Source organism: Ruegeria sp. AU67, assembly GCF_900312795.1.
Lineage (GTDB): Bacteria > Pseudomonadota > Alphaproteobacteria > Rhodobacterales > Rhodobacteraceae > Ruegeria > Ruegeria atlantica.
In genome coordinates this window covers 61,302-81,469 of the sequence record NZ_OMPH01000019.1, presented here as the reverse complement: position 1 = coordinate 81,469, position 20,168 = coordinate 61,302, and the positions used below count along the sequence as shown (strand labels likewise).

At 58.6% G+C, this 20,168-nt stretch carries 21 protein-coding genes; 12 read left to right on the top strand and 9 right to left on the bottom strand.

Annotated features, from left to right (window positions below):
• Nucleotides 1-62 precede the first annotated feature (62 nt).
• The 3 genes from DK510_RS08685 to DK510_RS08675 all read left to right on the top strand — a co-directional run bounded on the left by DK510_RS08685 (nt 63) and on the right by DK510_RS08675 (nt 4,389).
• Nucleotides 63-1,670 (top strand): peptide chain release factor 3, encoded by a 1,608-nt coding sequence (locus DK510_RS08685; protein ID WP_109311744.1) that lies wholly within the window; start codon nt 63-65, stop codon nt 1,668-1,670.
• Nucleotides 1,671-1,859: 189 nt separating this feature from the next.
• The gene (locus DK510_RS08680; RefSeq protein ID WP_200833227.1) at nt 1,860-2,789 is read left to right on the top strand and encodes a glycosyltransferase family 2 protein; all 930 of its coding nucleotides are present in this window, start codon (nt 1,860-1,862) and stop codon (nt 2,787-2,789) included.
• A 184-nt stretch (nt 2,790-2,973) separates the two neighbouring features.
• Nucleotides 2,974-4,389: a DEAD/DEAH box helicase gene (locus DK510_RS08675; RefSeq protein ID WP_200833226.1), complete on the top strand. Its 1,416-nt coding sequence runs from the start codon at nt 2,974-2,976 to the stop codon at nt 4,387-4,389.
• Here DK510_RS08675 and DK510_RS08670 read toward each other — a convergent pair.
• Genes DK510_RS08670 through DK510_RS08660 form a run of 3 tightly spaced genes read right to left on the bottom strand, consistent with a single transcriptional unit; the run spans nt 4,386 to nt 6,390 of the window.
• Complete coding sequence (locus DK510_RS08670; RefSeq protein WP_109311742.1) at nt 4,386-5,288, bottom strand: DMT family transporter; 903 nt, start codon at nt 5,286-5,288, stop codon at nt 4,386-4,388. The genes DK510_RS08675 and DK510_RS08670 overlap by 4 nt on opposite strands.
• A gap of 21 nt (nt 5,289-5,309) precedes the next feature.
• Nucleotides 5,310-6,194: a fatty acid desaturase gene (locus DK510_RS08665; protein WP_109311741.1), complete on the bottom strand. Its 885-nt coding sequence runs from the start codon at nt 6,192-6,194 to the stop codon at nt 5,310-5,312.
• Nucleotides 6,187-6,390: a DUF2061 domain-containing protein gene (locus DK510_RS08660; protein ID WP_109311740.1), complete on the bottom strand. Its 204-nt coding sequence runs from the start codon at nt 6,388-6,390 to the stop codon at nt 6,187-6,189. The genes DK510_RS08665 and DK510_RS08660 overlap by 8 nt, the downstream gene beginning before the upstream one ends.
• 106 nt (nt 6,391-6,496) lie before the next feature.
• Here DK510_RS08660 and DK510_RS08655 point away from each other — a divergent pair, with 106 nt between their 5' ends.
• A complete protein-coding gene (locus DK510_RS08655) occupies nt 6,497-7,360 on the top strand; it encodes a helix-turn-helix domain-containing protein (RefSeq protein WP_058271837.1) in 864 nt (287 codons plus the stop codon).
• Between the two features lie 94 nt (nt 7,361-7,454).
• Complete coding sequence (locus DK510_RS08650) at nt 7,455-7,637, top strand: hypothetical protein (protein ID WP_058271838.1); 183 nt, start codon at nt 7,455-7,457, stop codon at nt 7,635-7,637.
• On the opposite strand, the gene DK510_RS08645 is transcribed toward DK510_RS08650, so the two are convergent.
• The 4 genes from DK510_RS08645 to DK510_RS08630 form a co-directional block, all read right to left on the bottom strand.
• Nucleotides 7,634-8,395, bottom strand: a complete 762-nt coding sequence (locus DK510_RS08645; RefSeq protein ID WP_109311739.1) for an SDR family oxidoreductase — start codon at nt 8,393-8,395, stop codon at nt 7,634-7,636. The two genes, DK510_RS08650 and DK510_RS08645, sit on opposite strands and share 4 nt — an antisense overlap.
• Nucleotides 8,392-9,858 carry a carnitine 3-dehydrogenase gene (locus DK510_RS08640; protein ID WP_109311738.1) on the bottom strand — a complete coding sequence of 489 codons (1,467 nt, stop codon included), beginning with the start codon at nt 9,856-9,858 and terminating at the stop codon, nt 8,392-8,394. The genes DK510_RS08645 and DK510_RS08640 overlap by 4 nt, the downstream gene beginning before the upstream one ends.
• Before the next feature lie 8 nt (nt 9,859-9,866).
• Entirely contained in the window at nt 9,867-10,196 is a 330-nt protein-coding gene (locus DK510_RS08635; protein WP_109311737.1) for a hypothetical protein, read from the bottom strand.
• 65 nt (nt 10,197-10,261) lie between these two features.
• Nucleotides 10,262-11,176, bottom strand: coding sequence for a 3-keto-5-aminohexanoate cleavage protein (locus DK510_RS08630; RefSeq protein ID WP_058271842.1), 915 nt, complete (start codon nt 11,174-11,176; stop codon nt 10,262-10,264).
• A 133-nt stretch (nt 11,177-11,309) separates the two neighbouring features.
• Between DK510_RS08630 and DK510_RS08625 the strand changes: the two genes are divergently transcribed.
• Nucleotides 11,310-12,296 (top strand): GlxA family transcriptional regulator, encoded by a 987-nt coding sequence (locus tag DK510_RS08625; RefSeq protein WP_109311736.1) that lies wholly within the window; start codon nt 11,310-11,312, stop codon nt 12,294-12,296.
• An 85-nt stretch (nt 12,297-12,381) separates the two neighbouring features.
• Here the strand turns inward: DK510_RS08625 and purD are convergent, their stop codons facing one another.
• Nucleotides 12,382-13,644 (bottom strand): phosphoribosylamine--glycine ligase, encoded by a 1,263-nt coding sequence (gene purD, locus DK510_RS08620; protein WP_109311735.1) that lies wholly within the window; start codon nt 13,642-13,644, stop codon nt 12,382-12,384.
• A 74-nt stretch (nt 13,645-13,718) separates the two neighbouring features.
• Between purD and xseA the strand changes: the two genes are divergently transcribed.
• Nucleotides 13,719-15,212 carry an exodeoxyribonuclease VII large subunit gene (gene xseA, locus DK510_RS08615; protein WP_109311887.1) on the top strand — a complete coding sequence of 498 codons (1,494 nt, stop codon included), beginning with the start codon at nt 13,719-13,721 and terminating at the stop codon, nt 15,210-15,212.
• Nucleotides 15,213-15,224: 12 nt separating this feature from the next.
• Here the strand turns inward: xseA and DK510_RS08610 are convergent, their stop codons facing one another.
• Complete coding sequence (locus DK510_RS08610; RefSeq protein WP_282118867.1) at nt 15,225-15,650, bottom strand: hypothetical protein; 426 nt, start codon at nt 15,648-15,650, stop codon at nt 15,225-15,227.
• Between the two features lie 103 nt (nt 15,651-15,753).
• On the opposite strand from DK510_RS08610, the gene DK510_RS08605 reads away from it, so the two are divergent.
• The 5 genes from DK510_RS08605 to DK510_RS08585 all read left to right on the top strand — a co-directional run bounded on the left by DK510_RS08605 (nt 15,754) and on the right by DK510_RS08585 (nt 20,054).
• Nucleotides 15,754-16,392, top strand: coding sequence for a lysoplasmalogenase (locus DK510_RS08605; protein ID WP_109311734.1), 639 nt, complete (start codon nt 15,754-15,756; stop codon nt 16,390-16,392).
• A gap of 58 nt (nt 16,393-16,450) precedes the next feature.
• On the top strand, nt 16,451-17,614 hold the full coding sequence (gene ftsY, locus DK510_RS08600; protein ID WP_109311733.1) for a signal recognition particle-docking protein FtsY: 1,164 nt from the start codon (nt 16,451-16,453) through the stop codon (nt 17,612-17,614).
• Between the two features lie 86 nt (nt 17,615-17,700).
• Nucleotides 17,701-18,603 carry a DMT family transporter gene (locus DK510_RS08595; protein ID WP_109311732.1) on the top strand — a complete coding sequence of 301 codons (903 nt, stop codon included), beginning with the start codon at nt 17,701-17,703 and terminating at the stop codon, nt 18,601-18,603.
• 16 nt (nt 18,604-18,619) lie between these two features.
• Nucleotides 18,620-19,225: an inner membrane-spanning protein YciB gene (locus tag DK510_RS08590; protein WP_109311731.1), complete on the top strand. Its 606-nt coding sequence runs from the start codon at nt 18,620-18,622 to the stop codon at nt 19,223-19,225.
• A gap of 160 nt (nt 19,226-19,385) precedes the next feature.
• Nucleotides 19,386-20,054, top strand: coding sequence for a Crp/Fnr family transcriptional regulator (locus DK510_RS08585; RefSeq protein ID WP_058274845.1), 669 nt, complete (start codon nt 19,386-19,388; stop codon nt 20,052-20,054).
• The last annotated feature ends 114 nt before the right edge of the window (nt 20,055-20,168 follow it).

Below are 20,168 nucleotides of genomic sequence, written 5' to 3'. Positions count from 1 at the left end.
CTGCGATTCGAACCAGTCCCTTTGTCTTGCCTCGGCAGGATTCCCCGCATATACGCGCGTTCATGCTTGATACCGCCACCAACCAACCCGTTTTGCCGCCCGAGATTGCTCGGCGCCGGACATTCGCCATCATCTCGCACCCGGATGCGGGCAAGACGACGCTGACCGAAAAGTTCCTGTTGTACGGGGGCGCCATTCAAATGGCAGGTCAGGTGCGCGCCAAGGGTGAGGCAAGACGAACACGCTCGGACTTCATGCAAATGGAGAAGGATCGCGGTATCTCGGTTTCCGCCTCGGCAATGTCGTTTGACTACGACAACTTCCGGTTCAATCTGGTGGATACGCCCGGTCACAGTGATTTCTCGGAAGACACCTATCGCACGCTGACCGCAGTGGACGCCGCCGTGATGGTTATCGACGGCGCGAAAGGCGTGGAAAGCCAGACGCAGAAACTGTTCGAGGTCTGTCGCCTGCGTGACCTCCCGATCCTGACCTTCTGTAACAAGATGGACCGCGAAAGCCGCGATACGTTCGAGATCATCGACGAAATCCAGGAAATGCTGGCCATCGACGTCACCCCTGCTGCCTGGCCCATCGGCGTGGGCCGCGATTTCATCGGCTGCTATGACATGCTGCGCGATCGGTTGGAACTGATGGACCGCGCCGACCGAAACAAGGTGGCCGAAAGCGTCGAAATCAATGGGCTGGACGACCCGAAACTTGCCGAACACGTGCCCGAGCATCTGTTGGAAAAGTTCCTTGAAGAGGTTGAGATGGCGCGCGAGCTGCTGCCCGCCATGGACCCGCAGGCAGTGCTTGAGGGGCATATGACCCCGATCTGGTTTGGTTCGGCGATCAATTCGTTCGGTGTCAAGGAACTGATGGAGGGCATCGGCGCCTATGGCCCGCAGCCGCAGATCCAGTCTGCCGAACCTCGTCAAATCGCGCCCGACGAAAAGAAAGTCGCCGGCTTTGTCTTCAAAGTTCAGGCAAATATGGACCCCAAGCACCGCGACCGCGTGGCATTTGTTCGTATGGCATCGGGCCATTTCAAGCGTGGCATGAAACTGACCCATGTGCGGTCGAAAAAGCCGATGGCGATTTCGAACCCTGTGCTGTTTCTGGCGTCCGACCGTGAATTGGCCGAAGAGGCCTGGGCCGGTGATATCATCGGCATCCCCAACCACGGGCAATTGCGCATCGGCGATACGCTGACCGAAGGCGAATCTATCCGGGTGACCGGCATCCCCTCATTCGCGCCTGAACTGCTGCAAACCGTGCGCCCCGGCGACCCGATGAAAGCCAAACATCTGGAAAAGGCGCTGATGCAGTTTGCCGAAGAAGGTGCGGCCAAGGTGTTCAAACCCTCAATCGGATCGGGCTTTATCGTTGGCGTCGTTGGCGCGCTGCAATTTGAAGTGCTCGCCAGCCGGATCGAGATGGAATACGGCCTGCCCGTTCGGTTCGAAGCATCTCAGTTCACCTCGGCCCGCTGGGTCAGCGGTGACAAGGCCGAGGTCGAAAAGTTCGTCAACGCCAACAAGCAGCACATCGCCCATGATCATGATGGCGACATCGTCTATCTGACGCGCCTTCAGTGGGACATCGACCGGATCATCCGCGACTATCCCGAACTGAACCTGACGGCCACGAAAGAAATGATGGTGTGATGTGTCAGGCTGATTGCACAGGCAACATGGCCTGTGCAATTTTACACGCATGAATGACGACCTCCAGACGCCCACAGGCGCAGTACACGGGTTCGGCGCCCAGAAAAAACTTTTTGAATTCAGTATGGAATCGCCCGACGCTCATTCTTGCGTTGCGCGTAAATATGGCGTCGCACAACAGGTCTGGGCATGACGACCTGGGGCATCGTCTCAATGGTTCGCGGATCGACCCGCGACATACTCAGGTTCGCGGCCCATCACCTCGATCTGGGTGCGGACTATCTGTACATCTACCTGGACGAACCCAACCGTGAGGCGCACCGGGCCCTCAGGAAACACCCAAAAATCAGAGCGCGAATCTGCGACGATGCCTTTTGGGAGAAACGCAAACGCGACCGCCCGGACCGCCATCAGGTTCGTCAGACACTTCATGCCACATTCGCCTATCGCAACACCGATCTGGACTGGCTGGCCCATATCGACGTGGATGAGTTCCTTTGGTCTTCAAAACCCATCCGTGAGCAGTTGCAATCCGTCCCCGCCGAAATCCCTGCCGTCCGCGTCCGGCCGATGGAGGAAATGTCAGGGGGCGAAGATCTGTTCAAAGCACATATCCCCAGCGGACCGGACCGTTCAGCCATAGTGCAGTCGATCTATCCCAACTATGGTGGCTTTGTTCTTGGCGGGTTTCTCAGCCATGTTCAGGGTAAATTATTTGTCCGTACAGGTATGGAAAAGCTGAACTTTCGAATCCACAATTTGTTTCAAAACAAAAAGCTTCTGCCCTGCAAATTTGAACTTCCGGGGTTAGAGCTGTGTCATCGCCACGCCCCGGATTGGAACCACTGGGCGGCGCATTATCAGTTCCGGATGGCGCGTGGGTCCTATCAACCCGGCATGTCCCCTAATGTTCCGCGCGAACTGGGCGGTCTGAACAAGAATGAGCTGTTCAACTGGATCGAGACAGAACAGGGCCAGGACGGCTTGCGCGCGTTCTATGACGAAATTAGCGGTGCCGATCCTGGCGTACGCACACGTCTCGAAGAATATGGGTTGATCCGGCACAGACCGCTGGATCTGGACGCGAAAGTTGTGAAACACTTCCCCGGAAGCTGCTGAATTGTTGCGGAAAATCTGCAGTGGGCGCTAGCGACGTCAGGTTAAGGGCTCTTCATTTGACCCTGCCCCATGATTTTGTTATGTCCGCGCAAAGCCGCAATGCGCCTGACAGCGTATGGCCATCCGGGCCCGGCATTCCATTGACGCGCGGGCTAGGTCTAGTGTCCGCATGAACCGGACATACATGACAAAATTTAACGAACTGAACCTGAACCCGAAGGTCCTCAAAGCCATTGAGGAAGCCGGATACGAAACGCCCACGCCAATTCAGGAAGGCGCGATTCCCGCTGCCCTTGAAGGTCGTGATGTTCTGGGCATTGCTCAGACCGGTACCGGCAAGACGGCCAGCTTTACGCTGCCGATGATCACCTTGCTGGCTCGTGGGCGCGCCCGTGCACGTATGCCGCGCTCGCTGGTGCTGTGCCCAACCCGGGAACTGGCCGCGCAGGTGGCCGAGAATTTCGACACCTACGCCAAACACCTGAAACTGACCAAAGCGCTGCTGATCGGTGGCGTTAGCTTCAAAGAACAGGACGCGTTGATCGACCGGGGCGTTGACGTCCTGATCGCCACACCGGGTCGCCTGCTGGACCATTTCGAACGCGGCAAGCTACTGCTGACCGGTGTTCAGATCATGGTTGTCGACGAAGCTGACCGGATGCTGGACATGGGGTTCATCCCCGATATCGAACGCATCTTCTCGCTGACGCCGTTCACGCGCCAGACCTTGTTCTTTTCGGCCACTATGGCGCCCGAGATTGAGCGGATCACTGACACCTTCTTGTCTGCACCCACGCGGGTCGAGGTTGCGCGTCAGGCCACCGCTTCGGAAACTATTGAACAGGGCGTCGTGATGTTCAAAGGCGGTCGTCGGGATCGTGAGGCAAGCCAAAAACGCAATGTCCTGCGGGCACTGATCGACGCTGAAGGCGAGAAATGCACCAACGCCATCATCTTCTGCAACCGCAAGACCGATGTGGATATCTGCGCCAAGTCTCTCAAGAAATACGGCTATGACGCCGCCGCGATCCACGGCGATCTGGATCAATCCCAGCGCACGAAAACACTCGACGGCTTCCGGGACGGGTCTTTGCGCCTACTCGTGGCCTCGGACGTGGCCGCGCGCGGATTGGATGTGCCATCCGTCAGCCATGTGATCAATTTCGACGTCCCCGGCCACCCCGAGGATTACGTCCACCGCATTGGCCGCACCGGTCGCGCCGGGCGTGAGGGCAAGGCGATCACGATCTGCTCTTCCCGCGATGAAAAGGCGCTGGCGGCGGTGGAGAAGTTGATTCAGAGAGAAATTCCCCGTCTGAACAACCCGATTGAGGCGGATGACTCCAAAGCCGATACCCCAAAGACCGAGAATCAGCCCAAAGCGGCGGACACCAAAAAGTCCGATCGGCGCAAAAGCGAGCCCCGTACGGAAAGAGAGCCTCGTAAGGATAGAGAACCGCGCAAGGATAGAGAGCCCCGTAAGGACAAAGAGTCCAAAGGCCGCGGTCGCAGAGACGACAGGGGCCCTGCAGTTGTCGGCATGGGCGATCACTTGCCCAGCTTCATCGCCCTCAGCTTTGACGAACGCCGTGCAGGCTAAATCGTAAGCACCAGTGCCAGTATCGAGGCACCAAGCAACGTCATCCCGGCGATCTCGCGCCGGGTGATTCTTTCGCGGAAAAACAATAGCGAGGCGAACAGGCTGAAGATCAGTTCGACCTGCCCGAGAGCTTTGACATAGGCCGCGTTTTGCAGCGTGAAGGCAAAAAACCAGCAGAACGATCCACATAGACTGGTGAGCCCGACAAAAACGCTCGTTCGGCGTGTGTCCCAAACTGCGCGCAGCTCGGCACGGTCGCGCCACAGCAACCACAGTCCCATGCTGAGGAATTGGAACGAAACCACCACGGCCAAGGTGACCAGTGCCCGAAACCAGGCGTCTAAATCCCCCAGTTCCAACGAGGCACCGCGATAGCTAACGGATGAGAAAGCAAACAGCACGCCCGAACCCAGCCCAAGGCGCGATGCACGGTTGGTGAGGTGTGCCCACCAAGCCCCTTCCCCACCAGGGCTTTTCGATAACAGCAAGACCGCCACCAGTCCCAGAACAATCGCAAACAACGCACCCGAGGACACCTGATCGCCCAGGACCAGAAATCCGACGATGGCGGTTTGGATAACTTCAGTCTTCTTGAATGTAATACCGACGGCAAAATTGCGTTGCTTGAACAGGGCCACCACGCAGATGGTCGCCAGTATTTGCGTAGTCCCGCCGATCACTGCAAACAACCAGAAACGCCCGGTCAGGGCCGGCAGGCTGAACCCGGTCAATTGCATCGCCACGATCAGCGCAAGAACGGCCAACGGCATGGAATAGGCAAAACGCGCAAAAGTCGCGCCGGCTGCCGAAAGTTTCACGGTGCTCAGCGACTTTTGCAGCATGAACCGCACGGTCTGAAATGCCGCGGCGGCGATGGTGATGGGAATCCACAAACTCATGGATTCCCTTGTGTCGTCAAATCAACCCTTTGGCCAGAGCGGATGCTCGACCGGGTCCTTGGTACGCCAGAAATAGGACCGGAAAATCTGCCCGTAAGACCGGTAGACATAAGCGTGGTTGCTGGCCAGATAGCGGTCTTTTCCGGCACGATAAAGCGCAGGCAACCGATACCACGGAGCACCGGGATTCATGTGATGAACGACGTGCAGATTGTTGTTCAGAAACAAAAAAGCCAACAATCCACGATCTTCAACGATGACGGTTCGGGCGCTGGAGTTTTCGTGCGCTCGGTGTTCAAGAAACGTCCGGATCTTGACCAGGCCCAAGCCAATGTAAGCAGACAGAACAAAGGCCCATACAGGCATTGGAGACCCAGCAACCACCCACAAAACCGCGGCCACCCCAACCAGGTGCAGCCCCCATGCCAACAGTACGGCTCTGTCTCCGCGTTTGGCGCCGCGCAACTCATCCCGAAAGAAGAGATACTGACCAATCGTCGGGCCCAACACCATGCGCCCGAGTAGTGTGTTGTTCGCCCTCAGGAGCCGCTTTTGCCAGCTTTTGAGCGTATTCCAAACCTTCGGGTCCAGATAGTTCGACTCGGGGTCGTCATAGGGGTCGGTCAGGGTCGAATCCCTGTGGTGCGCCAGATGTAGGTCGCGGAACCGGTTGTAAGGAATGAACAAGGTTAGCGGCAGCGCCATCAGCGCCTCGTTCAGCCAACGCGTGCGGAACGGGTGCCCGTGCAGCGCCTCGTGCGTCAGTGATGAGTGCAGCGCCGCGACCAAGCCCATGGCGGGGATTGCCAGCCAAATGGGAAGTGTGAATATCACCGTCAGCCACGCTGCATAACACGCAATGATCAGGGCAAAGGTGCCCCACTCGGGACCCGGCCGCTCAGACATTTCGACCCCATGAGATGCCTGCCCAGACACGCTCATAGATCACGTACATCGTCAGGCCGATGCCCGTGTTCACAATCGCCAACGTCCCACCAACTGCGGCAGAGCCTGTCGCGATAAGACCCACCAGAGTCATCATGACCAGGCCCATCGCATTCCACACCACAGCCTTCACGACCGATCTTCGTCGCGTTTCCATTCCGTCACCCATATTATTGTTATTTTTTAAGAATTACGGATCGTGGCCGAGTTGAAAATTCTGAATATGATTAACAAAATTCATCATCCATGATATAAATCAACATATGACGGATAAATTAGACAAACGAGACCGCGCTGCACAGTTTCGCCAACGCCTTGCCCGCGCGATGGAAGAACGTGACATCAGCCAAAGCGCGCTGGCCCGGGATATCGGTGTCGACCGATCGACCGTATCCCAACTTTTGACTGGCGAAGGTGCGCGCCTGCCGAACGCGCATGTCGTTGGCAGCTGCGCCACAGCGCTAGGTGTTTCGGCTGACTGGCTGCTGAGCTTATCGGATCGGCCAGAAAGCGCTGCAGAGCTTCTGGCGCTTTCTCTGAGTATGACCAAGGCGCCACGCGCGCTGGTCGATGAGCGCATTTTTGAATGGCACAAAGAAGCGGCTGGCTACAAGGTTCGCTATGTACCTGCCACCCTGCCCGACATGCTGAAAACCCGCGCTGTGCTAGAGTGGGAATACGCCCCCCATCTGGGGCGAACGGCGGATCAGGCCATCGGCGCATCAGAAGACCGGCTGACGTGGATGCGCAGTGCGCAATCAGATTATGAAATCGCCATGCCACTGTATGAGATCGACAGCTTTGCCCGCGCGACCGGATACTACGAAGGCCTGTGCCCAAAGATCAGGATGGATCAGATCGACCACCTGTTGGAGCTGAGCGACCAGCTTTATCCCCGAATGCGCATCTATCTGTTTGATGCCAAACGCCTCTATTCTGCGCCGGTCACGATTTTTGGCCCGCTGCTGTGTGTGTTCTACGCGGGCAGTCACTATATGGCCTTTCGGGACCGCGACAGAATCGAAGTTTTTTCCCGTCATTTCGATACGTTGGTGCGAGAAGCGGATGTGACGGCGCGGGACTTCCCCGATCATCTCAGGCAGCTGCGATCAACGATTTCCGCCTGATAACGGCCTCATAGATGCGTAAGCGACCAAGGTGTGATATCGTCACTTGGCGCGAACTTTCGAGCGATCCGATCACAGACGGAGGACCATAGGAATGGACGCATTAAAAACTGCTCAATACGCACGGGCGCTTTATTCCGCCCACGGAGATCAGGCTGAGGCGGAAGCCGCGCAGAAGATGCGCGAATGCAAAGACGCCGGGAACATGCAGCAAGCCCGCGACTGGCAGGCGGTTCGCCAGAGCATCCGCCAGATTCGCGGACCCAATCAGGGTTAGATTTTCGGGTCGGGGTTGACGGTGTGCCCATCAACGGCAATCACCTGCCCCGACACCAGCCGCGCCGCATCCGATGCAAGGAACACGGCCATATTGGCGATGTCGTGACCTTCGACAAAGCGACCCATTGAAGTGCCCGAGGCGTAACCGTCATAGACTTGGTCACGCGTCATGCCCTTGGCGTCGGCTTCTCGCTGCAGCACGCCTTCCATCCGTGGGCCTTCTACTGAGCCAGGGCAGATGACATTGCATCGCACGCCATGCGCGCCAAGCTCCATCGCCAGGGTCTTGGCCAGACCGATCATCCCCCACTTCGCAGCAGCATAAGGCGCGCGATTAGGGTACCCATATTGGCCAGCCGTCGAAGACGTAATGACCACCGCGCCACTGCCCTGACGTTTCAGGATCGGCGCCGCGTGTTTGGCGCACAGAAAGGCACCCTCCAGATTTACTGCAAGGCACATGCGCCAATCGTCCAATGCAACGTCTTCAACCGAAGCGGTTGGTCCCGCGATTCCTGCGTTTGCGCACAGGGTGTCCAAACCACCCCATTCCGCCTCGATGTCTTGGAACAAGGTGGCCACGGCATTCTCGTCCGCGACGTTCGCCTCGGACCGCCGCCAATGCGCCGGACAAACTGACAGCGCCTTCGGGTTGACGTCAGCCACCCAGACCTGCGCACCAGCTGCGTCAAAGGCTTTGGCCATAGCGCGGCCAACGCCCGAGGCGCCAGCCGTGATCAGAACGCGCCCACTCATGCCGGTTTGCGGATCGCAGCACCCGCACCTTCAGGATAAGGCAATCCAGCCTGAGCTTCGGCGATCCGGGCCATAGCCGCTTCGATCTCGGCCGAAGGTGCGCTCGGACGACGGGTTTCCAGACTTACATGCAGCAGGAAGCTTTCGCCCGTGGCCAAAAGCTTGTCGCCTTCGTACATGGAATGGAACACGTGCAGCTTCTTGCCCTGCCCCAAAAGCAACTGCGTGCGCACTTCGATCTTTGCACCCGCGTGGACTTCGTCGATATAGCGGAGGTGGTTTTCGGCCGTAAAGTAACTGCCACCCGAGGAGATGTAATCCGCATCGCAGCCCATGATTTCCATGAAGCGGTCGGTCGCTGCGGCGAAGGCTTCAAGGTACCGGGCCTCGTTCATGTGGCCATTATAATCCGTCCAATCCAACGGCACTGCACGCGCCAGTGTCAGAATTGGTTGGCTCAGATCGGCCTGATCCATCGTCGGCAAGGCACCCGGTTTCAGCGCCGCGTCATGCTGGTTCAAAACAGCACCGGCCCCATAATCTTGTGCTTTGAGGGCCCGCATCATGCCAACAAGGTTGTTGTCCCGAATACGCTCCAATTCGCGGATTGAGTGCATGCCCGATTGTGCGTCAGACTGATCCGCGATCATGTCGACCAGCTCATCAGTGAACTCGGGCACATCCATCAACTTGGTCCAGGGCCATTTCAGTGCCGGACCAAACTGCGCCATGAAATGCCGCATCCCCGCCTCGCCACCGGCCACGCGATAAGTTTCGAACAGACCCATCTGTGCCCAGCGAATGCCAAAACCCATGCGAATTGCTTCGTCGATCTCTTCAGTCGTGGCGATACCGTCCTTGACCAACCACAGCGCCTCGCGCCAGACGGCTTCGAGGAACCGGTCAGCAATATGCGCATCAATTTCTTTTTTGACATGCAGAGGGAAGAAACCCACCGATTTCAACAGGTCCTTCGCGCGGTCGACCAACTCGGGCGTGTTCTTGTCGGTCGGCACCAATTCGATCAGCGGCAGCAGGTAAACCGGATTAAACGGGTGTGTCACCACGATTTGTTCAGGGCGCAACGCGCCTTCCTGCAACTCGGACGGTTTGAACCCGCTGGTTGACGACCCGATGATCGCCTCCGGATCGCAGGCCTCTTGCAAGCTTTTGTAAACCTTCAGCTTCAGATCCAGCCGTTCAGGTACACTTTCCTGAATCCAAGTGGCCCCTTGCACGGCGTCCGTCAGATCGTCGTGGAAGGAAAGCGCCCCTTCAGACGGCAAAAGCACATCACTCAACCCCGGCAGAGACCGGCGCGCGTTGTCCAGAACTTCACCAATCTTGCGCTCGGCCTCAGGGTCCGGATCAAAAACCCGAACGTCCCAACCGTTAAGCAAGAACCGCGCGGCCCACCCGCCACCGATTACACCACCACCGATGATTGCTGCTGTTTGTGTCATTTCTTTTCCTAGTCGATACAGATCACCAGCTCGCGTCCCGTCTCATCCAGATGAGGAATGCACCCGAACTGCGGCGTGACCGCGCTGCATTGTTTGGTCTCGGACAGGCAAAAGCCTTGACAGTCCGAACCTTTTTCACAGGTCTTGCCCGCATCTGCCAGCGGCAGAACGCACACATATTGCTGGGCTTTGCCTGCAACCTCGTAGACACCGCCTTTGGCTTCGCAGGCCTGCCTCCCATTGTTCACAGAAGCCGCCTCCGCCTTTTCATCCGCCGGAAGGCAAGCCGCCATAAGCCCCGCTCCAACGACAGCCAGACACCGCAACATCACTTTCATGAGTCTCATTCCCTCAGTTGATGCCCCGGTGTCATGGCAAGGCGAACTTCCTACAAGGAGAAAATTCAACCCTTAGGTGCTCGTTTCACCAGCCCCAGCTTCTCACGCACTTCCTGCGCGCCGATCACCCGCGCGCCCATGTTCGAAACGATGGTGTTCGCCCGCTCAACCAGCTGCCAGTTTTCCGCAAGAACGCCTTTATCGAGGAACAGATTGTCCTCAAGGCCAACGCGCACATTGCCGCCCGCCAGCACCGAAGCCGACGCATATGCCATCTGGTTCCGCCCAAGCGCGAATGCGCTGAAGGTCCAGTCATCAGGCACGTTATTCACCATGGCCATAAAGGTGTTCAGATCATCCGGAGCCCCCCACGGCACGCCCATGCACAGCTGAACCAGTGCCGGGCTGTCCAGTACGCCGTCCTTCACCAGTTGTTTGGCGTACCACAGATGACCAGTGTCGAATGCTTCGATCTCGGGCTTCACGCCCAGATGCGTCATCATCCGGCCCATCGCCTGCAGCATGCCTGGCGTGTTGGTCATGACATAGTCAGCTTCGGCAAAATTCATGGTGCCGCAATCAAGAGTACAGATTTCGGGCAGACATTCAGCCACATGCTCCACCCGAGCAGCCGCGCCGATCATGTCGGTGCCGTCCGCGTTCAACGGCAGCGGAGATTCCGTCGGGCCAAAAATCATGTCGCCGCCCATCCCGGCGGTGAGGTTCAGCACAACGTCGACCTCGGCTTCACGAATGCGATCAGTCACCTCGCGGTACAGGTCCAGACGACGGCTGGGTGCACCGGTTTCCGGATCACGCACGTGGCAATGCACGATGGCCGCGCCTGCCTTGGCCGCGGCGATCGCACTTTCGGCAATCTGCTTGGGCGAACGCGGCACATGCGGGCTGCGATCCTGTGTTCCGCCCGAGCCGGTAACAGCGCAGGTGATGAAGACTTCGCGGTTCATTTCCAGTGGCATGGTGTTTTCCCCAACTTATACCCGGTTTTGACCTAAGTTATCCTCAGGCTTCTCCCCGGATTCCGATTTGCGTTCATCCCCGACTCTGGCGCAGCTTTATGGAAACAACTTGCCAGAATGCGAATCGAACTTGATGAAATCCGCAAAAAACATATTGCAGCCCGAACATCGCGCCCTAAAAACGGCCGTGCTGGTTCTGGATGAATGCAACACGCTCAGCTTTGCCTCGGCCGTTGATCCCATGCGCGCCGCCAACCGTCTGGCGGACCGCCCAGCCTTTGACTGGGATTATGTGACGGCCACAGCGGAACCGGCGATGCTGACCAGCGCCCTGAATGTTCCAGGCACACCGCTGGCTCGGTTGCAGGGTTGCGACCTGATGATCGTCATTGCAGGTTTCCAACTGGCCCGTCACGCCACACCCAGCTTGCTCGCCGGACTGCGCCGCATTGCCGGTACCGGAGCCACCATGGCTGGCATCGACGGCGGCCCTTGGCTACTGGCCGAAGCCGGCCTGCTGAACGGCCACTCCGCCACAACACACTGGGAGGATCTGGACAATTTCGCGACCCGCTTCCCCGAAGTCGATGTTCGCCCTGACCGATTTACTGTGTCCGGCAACCGGCTGACCTCAGGCGGGGCGATCCCCGCGGTCGAGATGATGCTACACATCATCGCCGCGCGCCACGGCGCAGGTTTTGCCGCCCGTGTATCCGGCCTGTTCCTCTACGATGGCGCGCCAAGCCCGACAAAACCACAAAGCCGCACTGGCGCACCGCATCGCCATACGGCCCTGACCGCAAAGGCGAACTCTCTCATGGAAAGGTCTCTTGAGGATCCGCTGCCATTGGCCAACATCGCCGATACCTTGGGCACCAGCCCGCGTACCCTGCAGCAGCAATTCCGCTTGCGCCTGAATACAACACCACAGGATCACTATCTGCAACTGCGCCTGGCCGAAGCGCGGCGTCTGGTAACCGATACGGATATGCCATTGATGGACGTGGCACTCGCCACAGGCTTTGCCTCACAATCCAGCTTTGCCCGTGCTTTCCGCACCGCCCACGGTCTGTCGGCCAGAGACCTCCGTCAGGACCGGATCCAGCCCACACATCACTGACCGGATCCGCTTCATCTGGCTAAAAATTTCCCGGGGGAGTCGCGCAAAGCGCGGCGGATGCAGAGCCCCCTGTCCTACCAACCACTCAAAGAGATCGCCAGCCGATATCGCGGCGGTAAAAGCCTTCGGGCCAATCCACACCTTCAACCATCGCATAGGCCCGGTCGCGCGCCTCTTGCAGTGTATTCCCGCGCGCGGTCACATTCAGAACCCGCCCGCCTGCGGCGTGAACATGCCCATCAACGGCCTTGGTGCCGGCGTGAAAGACCATGTTGCTGCTGTCCTCTGGTAGCGCATCCAAGCCCTTGATCGCAGATCCTTTTACGTAGGAACCCGGATACCCCTGTGCCGCCATCACAACGGTGATCGCATGATCGTCAGCCCAGTTCACCTGCGTCTCGCTCAAACGACCCTCGGCCGCGGCATGAAGCAGGTCCAGAACCTGGGCACCAAGCCGCATCATCAGAACCTGGCATTCCGGGTCACCAAAGCGGACGTTGTATTCGACCAACCTCGGTTGGCCGTCCTTTATCATCAGTCCCGCGTACAAAATGCCCTGAAACGGCATGCCCCGGCGCTTCATCTCGGCCATGGTCGGGCGCACGATCTCTTCCATCGCGCGCGCCTCGATCTCGGCGCTCAGGACCGGGGCTGGGGAATACGCCCCCATACCGCCTGTGTTTGGGCCCGTGTCGCCTTCTCCCACGCGCTTGTGGTCCTGCGCCGTGCCAATGGACAGAATATCTTCGCCATCACACAAGACGAAGAGAGACGCCTCTTCTCCCTCCATGAACTCCTCAATCACCACCTCGGCCCCCGCGCCACCAAAAGCGCCGCCGAACATGTCGTCGATGCCCTCCAGCGCGGTCTGTTCGTCCATGGCGACGATCACACCCTTGCCTGCCGCCAAACCATCGGCTTTGACCACGATCGGCGTGCCCTGTTCGCGGACGTAAGCCTTGGCAGGCTCGGCCTCAGTGAACCTTGCATAGCCTGCGGTCGGAGCGTTCGACGCGTCACAGATTTCCTTGGTGAAACTCTTCGATGCTTCCAACTGCGCCGCATCGGCGGACGGGCCAAAGACCAGCACACCCGCTTCACGCAGACGATCCGCGACGCCAGCGGCCAGGGGCGCTTCGGGGCCGACGACCACGAAGTCAATCGCGTTCTCTTCGGCAAAACTGACAACCGCGCCGCCATTCTCGATATCCAGCGCAGCACAATCGGCGATCTGCGCAATCCCGGCATTTCCCGGCGCCACGATCAGGCGGTCACATTTGGGATTTTGCATCACCGCCCAGGCGAGGCTGTGTTCCCGCCCGCCGCTGCCGAGAATAAGGATGTTCATGAAGGTCTCCGATCTGCTTGGCCTCGCCTTCCGGGCGTTCTAAGCTGGCCGGGCATTTGACACAAGGCGCTGAAATGTCCGACCTGCTTGATGACCCGATCCCGGGCCAAAACACCCCAGAATACTCCGTTTCAGACATCTCGGGCGAAGTGAAACGCACGCTCGAAGGCACGTTTGGACGAATCCGTGTGCGCGGTGAAGTCGGACGCGTGTTTACGGCGCGTTCGGGGCATCTGTACTATGACATCAAGGACGACCGGAACGTTTTGGCCTGCACCACCTGGAAAGGTCAGGTTTCGGGCCTATCCGTGGTGCCGGAAGAAGGTCTTGAGGTTGTCGTCACCGGTCGTCTGACGGCCTTTGGCGCGCAATCGAAATACAACCTGAACGTCGATGAGGTCGCGGTCGCCGGGCAAGGCGCACTTATGGCCTTGCTGGAAAAGCGCAAGAAACAGCTCGAGGCTGAAGGTCTGTTTGCGCCCGAACGGAAAAAGCCTCTGCCGTACCTGCCGCAGATCATTGGCGTGGTGACCTCACCATCTGGTGCTGTGATCCGGGACATCCTGCACCGCCTGCGAGATCGCTTCCCGCGCAAGGTGCTGATCTGGCCCGTCGCTGTACAGGGCTCAAACTGCGCGCCCGAGGTTGCGCGGGCCATCGAAGGGTTCAACAAGCTGACACCTGGCGGTTCACTGCCCCGCCCCGACCTGATCATTGTCGCCCGGGGGGGCGGGTCGATCGAGGATCTTTGGGGCTTTAACGAAGAAATTGTCGCGCGTGCGACGGCCGCTTCGGACATTCCTCTGATTTCAGCCGTTGGTCACGAAACAGATACGACGCTGATCGACTTTGTATCAGACCGCCGCGCGCCAACACCGACCGCCGCGGCCGAGCTTGCCGTGCCGGTTCGAATGGAAATACTGGCCTGGACAGGTGAGCAAGGCGCGCGTCTGTCTCGTGCCGCTTCGGATGCGGTTCAAAGGCGGTCTCAACGGCTTCGTGATCTGTCCCGCGCGTTGCCTCGCCCGAACAGTTTGTTGAACACTCCACGCCAACGACTTGATTTGATTGCAGATCGGCTGACGCCCGCACTGAATCGCGGCGTCCAGAACCGACGTCTGCAGGTCGTCGAGCTGTCCGCACATCTGCGCCCGTCGACGTTGCGCAATCTCGTTTCGACCAGAAACGAGGCCTTACGCAACCTGTCATCCCGTCTGTCTCTGCGCCCAATCCACAGAGAGATCGAACAACAAAAGCAGAATATCAACAGGTTGGCCGACCGTATGAACGCGGCACAGGCCACGCGCCTGGATCGGATGCGGCAACAGCTGGACGCCGCTGATCGCTTGCGTGAAACACTTAGCTACAAGGCGACGTTGCAGCGTGGCTACGCTGTGGTCCGAGCTGAAGGCGAGGTTCTGACAACCAAGAAACAGGCGTCAAAACACAGCGCATTCGAGATCGAATTCGCAGATGGTCTGCTGAATACGGGCCAACCCACGACTTCAGCGGCGGCACCTAAGAAGTCAGCAAAGAAAGATGCACCGGACCAGGGCTCGCTGTTCTAGCCGAATGCGCCTTCAGACCCCGACTTCGGGGCCGAGACAAACCATTTCTTCATTGATGTCCTCGGCCTCGTACAGCTCGGTGGCGTCCGAGTTGCCCTCGAACAAGGCGATCAGGCCCCCGTCAGACTTGGTAAAGACCCAGCATTGCGGGTCAATCCGGTCTTCGTAGACAAAGCAGATCTGGCCCGCTTGTTCGTACCAGACACCCTCTTTGCAATTGCCGTCCAGAAAAGACCAGATCACGCGGCGATTGGGCAAATAGCGTTCGACGCCGTAAACCGTTCCCTGAAACCCATAGAACATGGTTTTTCCGCGCGTATAACTGTCGAATTCAGCCCCAGACAAAGCTGACTGAGCCGCTGCCGTCTGCGCAGAAAGTGTCAGAAGAATCGCAATACGCCTGAGCATGGGAACATTCTGACAGATGCCGGTCAGCATCGCCAACAGACAATCCCCTAAACCGGCTGCCTTAACGTCACCGCTTGAGTTGTAATGGCGATCCCGGTGATGCTGCCAAAAAAAGCCAAATGGGGGACATTTGATGACAACCGCTTTTTTCTGGATCGCTGCCGCGAGCGCGCTGGCCTATTTGCCGATGTCACCGCGCCCGGCCAGCCCCCTGCGATCCCTCTTCAAGACGGCCTCTGTCGCGCTACTGGCGCTGGTTGCTGTCTTAAGTGGCGCCCCCATGCTACTGACCCTTGCGCTAGTCCTGTGCGCCTTGGGCGACGCGCTGTTATCACGCGAGACGGACTCGACCTTCATGGCAGGGATCGGTGCATTTGCAGCAGGCCACCTGGCCTATATCGCTCTGTTCCTCAGCCATCCATACAGCGACACCGCTCTGATCTTCGACAAGCCCGGCATCTTTTGGTCGCTGATCATCCTCGGGATCGTTGCTGCAACCCTGCTCGCCCCCCGCGCCGGTGACCTCAAGATACCGGTTCTGGGCTATATCCCGATCATCCTTGGCATGGGCATTACGGTCCTCGCCTTGCCCGAGGCGGGCGCGTTACGCTGGGCCCTGCCCGCCGCACTGGCCTTCATCGCGTCGGACCTGATACTGGCGACTGAAAAGTTTCTGCTGCCTGACGGCCATCCGGCGCTACGCATCACGCCCTATATGATCTGGGTCCTCTACTGGGGCGCGCAAGCGGGGCTGTTGATTGCGTTTTTGTGACCCTTTGCAACTGCCGCAAATCCGCATTAGGTGAGAGGAACACCTGCGGAGACTAAAAATGGCGTTTTTCTCAAAGCTCAAGGACAAGCTGTTCAAATCCTCGTCCCGCCTCGAACAGGGGCTGGATGCCATCGTCGAAGACGGTGGCGAGGAAACGACCGCCCCCGATCCAGTTATCCCCGAGCCTGAGCCGCAGCCGGAACCGGTTCCCGAAATTCCGCAGCCCGGGCCAGAGACACCTGAACCCGCCCCTGTGCCACAGCCGGTCGAAACACCTGAACCCGCACCGGTCGATCCAACCCCTGCCCCGCCACCACCTGAGGCCGCGCCATCCAAAGGGGTGTTGGGACGCCTATTTGGCCGGAACGAAGCCAAGGCCGTCATCCGTCGTACGTTGGACGACGATATGCTTGAGCAGCTAGAGGAACTGCTGATCGCCTCGGATATGGGCGTCGACACCGCACTGCGGGTCACATCAAACATGGCCGAGGGGAGGTTGGGTCGAAAGCTCTCCACGCAAGAGATCAAGCAATTGCTGGCCCAGGAAGTCGCGCGCGTAATGGAACCGGTTGCCAAGCCCCTGCCCATCTACCCCAAGCGCCCGCAGGTCGTTCTGGTCGTTGGCGTCAACGGGTCCGGCAAAACCACAACCATCGGCAAACTGGCCAGCCAGTTCAAAGGCGCCGGCAAAAAGGTTGTCATCGCCGCCGGGGACACCTTCCGCGCCGCCGCCGTCGAACAGCTCCAGGTCTGGGGCGACCGCGCCGGTGTGCCGGTGCTGACCGCACCCGAGGGGTCTGACCCGGCCTCATTGGCTTTCGACGCCCTGACCCGCGCGCAGCAAGACGGCGCAGACCTGCTGATGATCGACACTGCCGGTCGCCTGCAAAACCGATCGGACCTGATGGAAGAACTGGCCAAGATCGTCCGCGTGATCCGCAAAATCGACGAGACCGCCCCGCACAACACGCTGCTGGTGCTGGATGCCACCACTGGCCAGAACGCGCTGAGCCAGGTCCGGACATTCCGCGACCTCGCTGACGTGTCAGGCCTGGTAATGACCAAACTCGACGGCACCGCCAAGGGTGGCGTATTGGTTGCACTGGCCGACAAGTTCGGCCTGCCGATCCATGCCATCGGCGTCGGAGAACAGATCGACGACCTCGCCCCCTTCGACCCCGAAGAGTTCGCCGCCGCCCTCACTGGCCTGGACCGAACCTGATCCCCCCTTCATCTGGCCCCAAATATCCTCCGGGGGTCTGGGGGTGGAAAACCCCCAGCCTCTCCTCCCAGCGAAAAGACTGACATTTGAGCGACTGGCTGATTTCTCTCGAAGGCACCGAAGCGGGCCATCAGCTGGCTCTTGGCCTCGCTCTGATGGCCGCCTTCCTGCATGCGGTATTTGGCGCACTGCAGAAAGGCCGTCACGATCCCTGGCTGTCCCGAGGTGCAATCGACGCCTGCTATTGCCTGATGGCCGCCCCTTTTGCCATTTTCGTGGTACCGTGGCCTGAACCCTACATGTGGTCCATCTTCGCCGTGGTCTGGGTGATCCACATCGCCTACAAGGTCCTTCAGGCCATGGCATATACAAAGGGTTCATACACTGTCGTCTACCCGGTCGTACGAGGCACTGGCCCCCTATTCACGGTCATTGGCGCCTATCTGCTCTTTGGCGAGACCTTTACCGGGATTCAATGGTTTGGCGTTTTGGTCCTGCTGGCCGGTATCTTCGGTCTGGCCGCCTATAACTTGCGTTTTCTGGAAACCAACCGGGAAACGCTGGGCATCGCGCTGATACTGGCCATCGCAACCGGCCTGTTCGTCGCGCTCTACACCACTTATGACGCCTATGGCATCCGTGCCACCGCCGACCCGTTCACCTTTCTGGCGTGGTTTTTCATGATCGACGGTTTTGCGATGCCGATTTACGCATTCCTCAGATGGCACGCCATGATCAACCGCCCAGCCGTCGGCCCATTGATGTTGCGGGGCTTGGCCGGAGGCATCATCGCCCCTATGTCCTTCGGAGCAATCATGCTGGCCACCCGCCTGGACAAGGTCGGCGAAGCCGCCGTTCTGCGAGAAACCTCGACAGTCTTCGCGGCGCTTATCGGGTGGCTGGTGTTAAAAGAAACTGTGGGGCCAAGACGGGTCGCGCTGATGGCATTGATTGCATTGGGCGCCGTAATAGTTGAAATGGGCGGGTAAAAATCAGGAAACCGACATGTCAGGCAAAAAAGAAATCAATCCGTTTCTGAAACAGGCGTTGGAGCTTGGGCCCCCTCTGGCCTTTTTCTTCATCTATCTACGCCTGCGTGACGACAGTTTCCTGATCGGAGGCATCGAATATTCCGGCTTTATCGTCGCCACGATCATCTTCGTCCCGCTGATGCTGGCCGCCATGGGCATCCTCTGGGTCCTGACCGGCAAACTTAGCCGGATGCAGATATTCACCGCCTTCATGGTCATCTTCTTTGGGGGCCTGACCGCTTGGTTCAATGATGAGCGGTTCTTTAAGATGAAAACCACGCTGGTTTACGGTTTTTTCTCGGTCATCCTTGGAATTGGCCTTCTGCAGGGGAAATCCTATCTGGCCTATGTCCTCGAAGACATGCTGCCGATGCGCCATGAGGGCTGGATGATCCTGACCCGTCGGTTGTGCGGCTGCTTTGCGGTTCTGGCCGTTGCCAATGAATTTGTCTGGCGAACCATGTCGACGGACCTGTGGGTCAAAATTGAAACTTTCGCCTTTCCGATCGCGCTGATGGCGTTCCTGATGCTTCAGTTCAGTCTGTTGCAACGCTACATGGATGATCCAGACCACCAATAGGCGAACTATGATAATCGGTGCGCAGCTTATGCGTTTGCTTTCATATTGAGCCGTCACACAGCGCGCAATCAGACAAACCAATAAAAACCTTGGAATAATAGCCCGGCTGTGGAACATTGGGGCACCACTCAACACCAGCAGCTGGAGACCCCTCAACCACATGAAGGCACTCCCAAACAGCGGATTCCTGTCCGAGGCATCAGACCGACTCAGGGCAATGCTTTCGGCACTCGCGACCGAGATTTCCTTGGATCAGGGCCAGGTGCTGTTTGAGCAGGGGGACGAAGGCGATGCGCTGTATGTGATTTCTGAAGGTACGCTCGAGGTTTCATTCCTTGCGATGAGCGGGCGCAAGCTGTCTTTGACCCTTATGAAGCCGGGCGAAGTGTTTGGCGAAATTGCGTTGTTCGACAGCGGGCCGCGGACCGCCACAATAGCAGCGGCCGAGCCATCTAGCGTGCTGCGCGTGCGCCGCAGCGACGTGATGGACCAGATCCGCCAGCACCCCGATCTTGCCGTCGACATGATCCGTCTGGCGGGCCTGCGCATGCGCTGGATGGGGTCACAGCTAAACGAACAAGTGTTCTTGCCGATGCCCATTCGTCTGGCGCGCAAATTGCTGCATCTGTCTGCCCTTCAGGACGACCCCGCCATGCGCATCACCCTGTCCCAAAGCGAATTGGCCGAGTTCGTCGGTGCCACGCGCGAGGCCGTATCCAAGACGATTTCCACTTGGAAACGCGACAATGTTGTCGAGGCATCCCGCGGCGGGTTGATGATCCAGGACTTTAACGCCCTGAAAGAACTGGCCGAATCCGACTTAATCTGACCTTGTGACCTCCTTCACATACGGCGCATGCCAAAATAGCTAATGTCTTAGTTGTTACCGTAGGGGGCCAGAGAATCATCCCCGATATCTGTCCACTGGCCTCTCCCTGTACCA